Origin of the sequence: Kitasatospora sp. NPDC057500 (assembly GCF_042802195.1) — a bacterium.
Taxonomy (GTDB): Bacteria; Actinomycetota; Actinomycetes; order Streptomycetales; family Streptomycetaceae; genus Kitasatospora.
The window spans coordinates 1-7,258 of record NZ_JBHVER010000295.1; the positions used below are offsets into that span (position 1 = coordinate 1).

At 71.8% G+C, this 7,258-nt stretch carries 7 protein-coding genes; 4 read left to right on the forward strand and 3 right to left on the reverse strand.

Annotated features, from left to right (window positions below; genetic code table 11):
* Nucleotides 1-50: 50 nt before the first annotated feature.
* A complete protein-coding gene (locus ACFU74_RS34795) occupies nt 51-827 on the reverse strand; it encodes a hypothetical protein (protein ID WP_380764139.1) in 777 nt (258 codons plus the stop codon).
* Nucleotides 828-952: 125 nt separating this feature from the next.
* Entirely contained in the window at nt 953-1,171 is a 219-nt protein-coding gene (locus ACFU74_RS34800; protein WP_380764140.1) for a hypothetical protein, read from the reverse strand.
* 268 nt (nt 1,172-1,439) lie between these two features.
* On the opposite strand from ACFU74_RS34800, the gene ACFU74_RS34805 reads away from it, so the two are divergent.
* On the forward strand, nt 1,440-2,417 hold the full coding sequence (locus tag ACFU74_RS34805) for a carbohydrate kinase family protein (protein ID WP_380764141.1): 978 nt from the start codon (nt 1,440-1,442) through the stop codon (nt 2,415-2,417).
* Here ACFU74_RS34805 and ACFU74_RS34810 read toward each other — a convergent pair.
* The gene (locus ACFU74_RS34810; protein WP_380764142.1) at nt 2,410-3,804 is read right to left on the reverse strand and encodes a cysteine desulfurase/sulfurtransferase TusA family protein; all 1,395 of its coding nucleotides are present in this window, start codon (nt 3,802-3,804) and stop codon (nt 2,410-2,412) included. The two genes, ACFU74_RS34805 and ACFU74_RS34810, sit on opposite strands and share 8 nt — an antisense overlap.
* A 365-nt stretch (nt 3,805-4,169) precedes the next feature.
* On the opposite strand from ACFU74_RS34810, the gene coxB reads away from it, so the two are divergent.
* Genes coxB through ACFU74_RS34825 form a run of 3 tightly spaced genes read left to right on the forward strand, consistent with a single transcriptional unit; the run spans nt 4,170 to nt 7,212 of the window.
* A complete protein-coding gene (gene coxB / locus ACFU74_RS34815) occupies nt 4,170-5,024 on the forward strand; it encodes a cytochrome c oxidase subunit II (RefSeq protein WP_380764143.1) in 855 nt (284 codons plus the stop codon).
* Nucleotides 5,021-6,799 (forward strand): cytochrome c oxidase subunit I, encoded by a 1,779-nt coding sequence (gene ctaD, locus ACFU74_RS34820; protein ID WP_380764144.1) that lies wholly within the window; start codon nt 5,021-5,023, stop codon nt 6,797-6,799. Before coxB ends, ctaD begins: the two co-directional genes overlap by 4 nt.
* Complete coding sequence (locus tag ACFU74_RS34825; protein WP_344335590.1) at nt 6,796-7,212, forward strand: cytochrome c oxidase subunit 4; 417 nt, start codon at nt 6,796-6,798, stop codon at nt 7,210-7,212. Before ctaD ends, ACFU74_RS34825 begins: the two co-directional genes overlap by 4 nt.
* Nucleotides 7,213-7,258: the final 46 nt, after the last annotated feature.

Consider the following 7,258-nt stretch of genomic DNA (forward strand, 5'->3'; position numbering starts at 1 on the left):
CCGCCCTCGTCGTGTCCGGGCACCGCTCGCACGGTCACGGGCTCACGCCGTCACGGGGCACCCGGGACGTCCGGGACCACCGGGTCAGGGCCGGCCTTGGCGTCCGCCTCCAGCGGCACCTCCTGCCCGGTCGCCAGGTCGGTCACCGTCCGGCCCCGCAGCGGCTGCTTGAGGTCGGCCGTCACCGTCTGCCGCTGGGCCACCGCGACGCAGTCCTGCCCGGCCGGCACCGGCGCGGCCGTGGTCACCCGGATGTCCACCCGGCCGGGCTTCGACTCGTCCGCCTTGAGCGCGTACCGCTGGCAGACCCCGCCGTAGAACCAGACCGTCAGCCGGCCGCCGTCCGCCCGGTAGGTGACCGCCGGGTGCGCCTGCGGGGCGTTCCCCGTCCCGTTCGGCGCCGGCTCGCCCACCGCGATGCCGTTGCCGCCCAGGCCCGGGGGAGTGGCCGCCGGGAACGGGGTCGACGCCGGGCCGGTGGCGGCGGTGTCCGGGCCGGTCGGCCGAGGGTCGGGCGCGGTGGCCGAAGGATCGGCCGGCGGCGTGGTCACCGGCGCCGGAGCCGGGGCGGACGGCGCGGCCGTCGGTGCTGCCGTCGACGCGGGGGCGGCCGGATCGGCCGGGGCCGTCGGGGCGGTCGCGGTGCCGGGCTCGGAGGTGGCGGACGCGCCGGCCGACGCCCGCTCCGCGCCGGAGCCCGTCGTGTCCGAGGCCGTCCTGGTCCCGCCGTCGCACCCGGCCAGTACGGCCACCGCCGCCAGCGCGAGGCCCGCCAGTGCCGTCGCGCGCGCCCGGCCGGAACGCCGGGGCATGGTCTCCAGATCCATCTGCACATCCTCCCGAGGGTTCGGCGGTGCGCCGTGCCGACCGCACCGCGCGGATGTGACGTGCCCCGGACGATTCCGGTTCCCCGTCCGCCCCTCGGGGCCCGCGCCCCGTCCGGCGGCCCGGCTCAGGGACCGTACTCGGGCATCCCCGCGACCAGTCGCTGCGCCCCGGAGGAGACCTGGAAGCCGGACCGGACCGGCGCGCCGTCCTGCCGGCCGGCCGCCAGCAGCGGCCAGAACCGCCGCAGCCGTCGCGAGGAGTCCACCAGCGCGTCCAGCGACTCGCCGTCCGCGTCGCCGCGCAGGGCGGGCGGAACCCGCAGCGGGTGGTGACTGGGCATCATCGGCCATCACTCCGATCCACCGTGCCGTGGCAGCGGCGCCACGGGCCTGGGCGGGGGCCGGAAGGGCGGCCCCTCCCCTGCGACCCTAGGCCGGGCGGACCGGGGCCCACCAGGGCTACCGGAGGGTAGTACACGTTCGGGGACGACGGGTGACAGCGGACCGCACCCGCAGTGTTCGCGCTCTTGCTGGCGCCCCGCCTCCGCCGGGTACCGTGGGTGGGTTCCACTCCGTTGTCCCATGGCCCCGCCGCCATCCTGAGGAGACCCCGTGCGTATCGCCGTCGCCGGCTCGATCGCGACCGACCACCTGATGACCTTCCCCGGCCGGTTCGCCGACCAGCTGGTCGCCGAGCAGCTGCACACCGTGTCGCTGTCCTTCCTGGTCGACACCCTCGACATCCGCCGCGGCGGCGTCGCGCCGAACATCGCCTTCGGCATGGGCGTCCTGGGCCTGCGCCCGGTGCTGGTCGGCGCCGCCGGCGCGGACTTCGCCGAGTACCGCAGCTGGCTGGAGCGCAACAACGTGGACTGTCACTCCGTCCACATCTCCGAGACCCGGCACACCGCGCGCTTCATGTGCACCACGGACGAGGACCACAACCAGATCGCCTCGTTCTACACCGGGGCGATGGCCGAGGCCCGCAACATCGAGCTCCAGCCGATCGCCGACCGCGTCGGCGGCCTCGACCTGGTGCTGATCGGCGCCGACGACCCGCAGGCGATGGTCCGCCACACCCAGGAGTGCCGCACCCGCGGCTACGCCTTCGCCGCCGACCCCTCCCAGCAGCTGGCCCGCCTCGACGGCCACGACATCCGCGAGATCGTCGACGGCGCCGCGTACCTCTTCACCAACGAGTACGAGGCCGCGCTGATCGAGTCCAAGACCGGCTGGGACTCCGACGAGATCCTCACCCGGGTCGGCACCCGGGTCACCACCCTGGGCAGCAAGGGCGTCCGGATCGAGCGCAAGGGCGAGGCCCCGGTGGTGGTCGGCTGCGCCCCCGAGACCGCCAAGGTCGACCCGACCGGCGTCGGCGACGCCTTCCGCGCCGGCTTCCTGGCCGGCCTCTCCTGGGACCTGGAGCTGGAGCGCGCCGCCCAGGTCGGCTGCATGCTCGCCACCCTGGTGATCGAGACCGTCGGCACCCAGGAGTACGAGCTGCGCCCGCACGACTTCCTGCAGCGCTTCACCGCCGCCTACGGCGAGGCCGCCGGCGCCGAGGTCGGCGGGCACCTGGTCAGCTGACCCGCCGCACCAGGTAGGCCGAGCCCCGGTCGCCGCCGTACCCGGCGGCCGGGGCCTCGCCCAGGTACTCCTGTCCGCGCATCGCGCACCAGGCGGGCACGTCCAGCCGGGCCGCCTCGTCGTCGGCCAGCACCGCGACCGTCCCGCCCACCGGCACCTCGCCGATCCGCTTGGCCAGCTCGATCACCGGCAGCGGGCACCGCTTGCCCAGCGCGTCGACGGTGAGCGTCCCGTCGGACGACTCCCCGGCCCCCGCCGGCGGCGCCAGGTCCAGCCCCAGCGGCGCGCGGACGCCCGCCACCACCTCCGGCAGCACGGCCAGGAACCGCTCGACGTCCGCCTCCTCGGTGCCGAACGGCAGCGAGACCCGGACGTTGCCCTCGGTGAGCACCCCCATCGCCGCCAGCACATGGCTGGGCGTCAGCGTGGAGGAGGTGCACGAGGAGCCGGAGGAGACCGCGAACCCGGCCCGGTCCAGCTCGCCCAGCAGCACCTCGCCGTCCACGTACAGGCAGGAGAAGGTGACGAGGTGCGGCAGCCGCCGCACCGGGTCGCCGACCACCTCGACCTCGGGCACCAGTTGCGGCACCCGGGCCCGGATCCGCTCGACCAGCCGGTGCAGCCGGGCGTTCTCCCGCTCGGCCTCGGCCCGCACCGCCCGCAGCGAGGCCGCCGCCGCGACGATCGCCGGCACATTGACGAACCCCGGCACCCGGCCGCCCTCGCGCTCGTCGGCGGGCAGCGGCGAGGCGTACCGCACGCCCTTGCGCACCGCGAGCACCCCGACCCCGGCCGGCCCGCCCCACTTGTGCGCGCTGGCGGTCAGCAGGGACCAGCCGGCCGGCACGTCCACCCGCCCGGCGCTCTGCGCGGCGTCCACCAGCAGCGGCACGTCCCCGCACCGGGCGGCGGTCTCGGCGACCGGCTGCACGGTGCCCACCTCGTGGTTGGCGGACTGCAGCACGGCGAGCGCGGTGTCCGGCCGCAGCGCCGCCGCGAACGCCTCCGGGTCGACCCGGCCGAGCCGGTCCACCGGCACCGCGGTCACCTCGCCGCCCGCCGCCCGGTGGCGCTCCGCGGTGTGCAGCACGCTGGAGTGCTCGACGGCGGAGTGCACCAGGTGCCGGCCGCGCCGCCGGTTGCCGTGCAGCGCGCCCAGCACCCCGAGCTGGACGGCCTGGGTGCCGCTGGCGGTGAAGGAGATCTCGTCGGCCCGGCAGCCGAGCACCCCGGCCACGGTCTCCCGGGCGGCGTCCAGCAGCATCCGGGCCTGCCGCCCGGAGCGGTAGAGCCGGGCGGGATCAGCCCACCCCTCGTCGAGGGCGGCGGTCAGCGCCTGCCGGGCGACGGGGTGGAGCGGTGCGGTGGAGGCCACATCGAAGTACACGGTCACATTTAACGACACTCCCGGGCGCTTTCCGGGCTCCGGAGGCGGCTCAACGGTCGTCAGTCGATCATCCAGAATGTCCGGATAGTCCGCGTCCGACGGGGCGTCACACACGTTGTCCGAGGTCATCCCCCGATCGGGCGTACGGACCCCGAATGCCTAGGATGACCTGCGGCGCAGCCCCTGCCGGGCCTGATCGGGTGTCCGGGCGGCGCGTTACCGGGACCTGCCCGTCAGCAGCGCATAAGGCTGGAGTAGGGTTTGGCCCGCATAAGCATTCAAACCGTGCCCGTGGACGGGTCGCCGAGGAGGGGAAGCCTCCCCGGGGCGACGCGAAGGCGGGCGAGACTTCGGGAAGGCGCTACGTGAGTCCCAACGGCTCCGACCGCTCGCCGCGGCGCACGATGCGGCGGAAGCTGCCTCAGGCGCTGGCACTGGGCCTCGTCATCGCGACCGCCACCGGCTGCTCGGCCAACGACCTCCCCAGGCTTGGCCTCCCGAGCCCCGTCACCAAGGAAGGGCCGATGGTCCTCCACATGTGGCAGGGCTCCTGGATCGCGGCGCTGGTGGTCGGCGTACTGATGTGGGGTCTGATCATCTGGAGCGTGATCTTCCACCGGCGCAGCCGCACCGGCGTGCAGGTCCCCCCGCAGACCCGGTACAACGTGCCCATCGAGGCGCTCTACACCGCGGTCCCGATCATCATCGTGTCGGTCCTCTTCTACTTCGTCGCCCGCGACGAGTCGAAGCTGATCGCCGTCTCCGAGAAGCCCCAGCACACCGTCAACGTGGTGGGCTTCCAGTGGAGCTGGGCGTTCAACTACGAGAACACCGAGACCCCGGACCCGGCCAACCAGGAGGCCGCGTACGAGGTGGGTACCCCCGGCGAGCCGCCGACCCTGTACCTGCCGGTCGACGAGACGGTGCAGTTCCGCCTCACCTCTCGTGACGTGATCCACGACTTCTGGCCCATCAACTTCATGATGAAGATGGACGTCGTGCCGGGTGTGGTCAACAAGTTCGAGGTCACCCCGACCGTCAAGGGTGAGTACATGGGCAAGTGCGCCGAGCTCTGCGGCGTCGACCACTCGCGCATGCTGTTCAACGTGAAGGTCGTCGACCGTGCCGAGTACGACCAGCACCTGAAGGACCTGCGGGCCAAGGGTCAGACCGGCGCGGTGCCCTCCGGCATCACGACCATGGGAAGTGAAGAGAAGTGACCATCCTCAACGAGCCCGCCGCGGCCGGCGGGGGCGCCGGGGCCGTCACGGTCGGGGCGCAGCGGACCCGGAAGCCGGGTTCCACCATCATCAAGTGGCTCACCACCACTGACCACAAGACGATCGGCACGCTGTACCTGGCGACGTCGTTCGCGTTCTTCCTGATCGGCGGCGTGCTGGCGCTGGTCATGCGTGCCGAGCTGGCTCGTCCGGGGACCCAGATCCTCTCGAACGAGCAGTTCAACCAGGCGTTCACGATGCACGGCACGGTCATGCTGCTGATGTTCGCGACGCCGCTGTTCGCCGGTTTCGCGAACTGGATCATGCCGCTGCAGATCGGCGCGCCCGACGTCGCGTTCCCGCGTCTGAACATGTTCGCCTACTGGCTGTACCTGTTCGGCTCGCTGATCGCCGTCGCCGGCTTCATCACCCCGCAGGGTGCGGCCGACTTCGGCTGGTTCGCCTACGCGCCGCTGTCGGACGCGGTCCGCTCGCCGGGCATCGGCGCCGACATGTGGATCATGGGTCTGGCCTTCTCCGGCTTCGGCACCATCCTGGGTGCGGTCAACTTCATCACCACGATCATCTGCATGCGGGCCCCCGGCCTGACGATGTTCCGGATGTCGATCTTCACCTGGAACGTCCTGCTGACCGCGGTGCTGATCCTGCTGGCCTTCCCGGTCCTGGCCGCCGCGCTGTTCGCCCTGGAGGCGGACCGCAAGTTCGGGGCGCACGTCTTCGACCCGGCCAACGGCGGTGCGCTGCTCTGGCAGCACCTGTTCTGGTTCTTCGGCCACCCCGAGGTGTACATCATCGCGCTGCCGTTCTTCGGCATCGTGTCGGAGATCATCCCGGTCTTCAGCCGCAAGCCGATGTTCGGCTACTCCGGCCTGATCGCGGCCACCATCGCGATCGCCGGCCTGTCCGTGACGGTGTGGGCCCACCACATGTACGTCACCGGCCAGGTGCTGCTGCCGTTCTTCTCCTTCATGACGTTCCTCATCGCCGTCCCGACCGGTGTGAAGTTCTTCAACTGGGTCGGCACCATGTGGAAGGGCTCGCTCAGCTTCGAGACCCCGATGCTGTGGACCGTCGGCTTCCTGGTGACCTTCCTCTTCGGCGGTCTGACCGGTGTCCTGCTGGCCTCCCCGCCGATCGACTTCCACGTCTCGGACTCGTACTTCGTCGTCGCCCACTTCCACTACGTGGTCTTCGGCACCGTCGTCTTCGCGATGTTCGCCGGCTTCCACTTCTGGTGGCCGAAGATGACCGGCAAGATGCTGGACGAGCGCCTCGGCAAGATCACCTTCTGGACGCTGTTCTTCGGCTTCCACACCACCTTCCTGGTGCAGCACTGGCTCGGCGCGGAGGGCATGCCCCGCCGCTACGCCGACTACCTGGCCGCCGACGGGTTCACCACCCTGAACACCGTCTCGACCATCGGTTCGTTCCTGCTCGGTCTGTCGATCCTGCCGTTCCTCTACAACGTCTGGAAGACCGCCAAGTACGGCGAGAAGATCGAGGTCGACGACCCGTGGGGCTACGGCCGCTCGCTGGAGTGGGCGACCTCCTGCCCGCCGCCGCGGCACAACTTCCTCACCCTGCCCCGGATCCGCTCCGAATCCCCGGCCTTCGACCTCCACTACCCGGAGATCGCCGCGCTGGACTACCTGGAGAACCACGGCGAGCCGGCCAAGCACCTCGCCGGTGTGACCCCGGCGAAGTACGACGCCCCGCAGCTGGGCAAGGGCAAGAAGGAGGGTGACGCCCGATGAAGGAACAGGGCAAGATTTTCCTGGGCCTGTCGGTCTTCGTGCTGGCCATGGCGATCACCTACGGCCTGTGGACCAACAGCTCCGACCACGGCATCGAGGCCGCCGGAACCACCGCGCTGTTCCTCGCCTTCGGCCTGTGCGCCTTCATCGGCTACTACCTCGCCTTCACCGCCCGCCGGGTGGACAGCGGCGCGGGTGACAACCCCGAGGCCGAGGTCGCGGACGACTCCGGCGAGCTGGGCTTCTTCGCCCCGCACAGCTGGCAGCCGCTCTCGCTCGCGGTCGGCGGCGCGCTCGCCTTCCTCGGCGTGATCTTCGGCTGGTGGCTGATGTTCTGGTCGCTGCCGATCATCCTGATCGGTCTGTTCGGTTGGGTCTTCGAGTTCTACCGGGGCGAGAACCAGAACCAGTAGGCACTGGCTCCCCTCCCACAGGGCCGGGCATCCCGCACGGGATGCC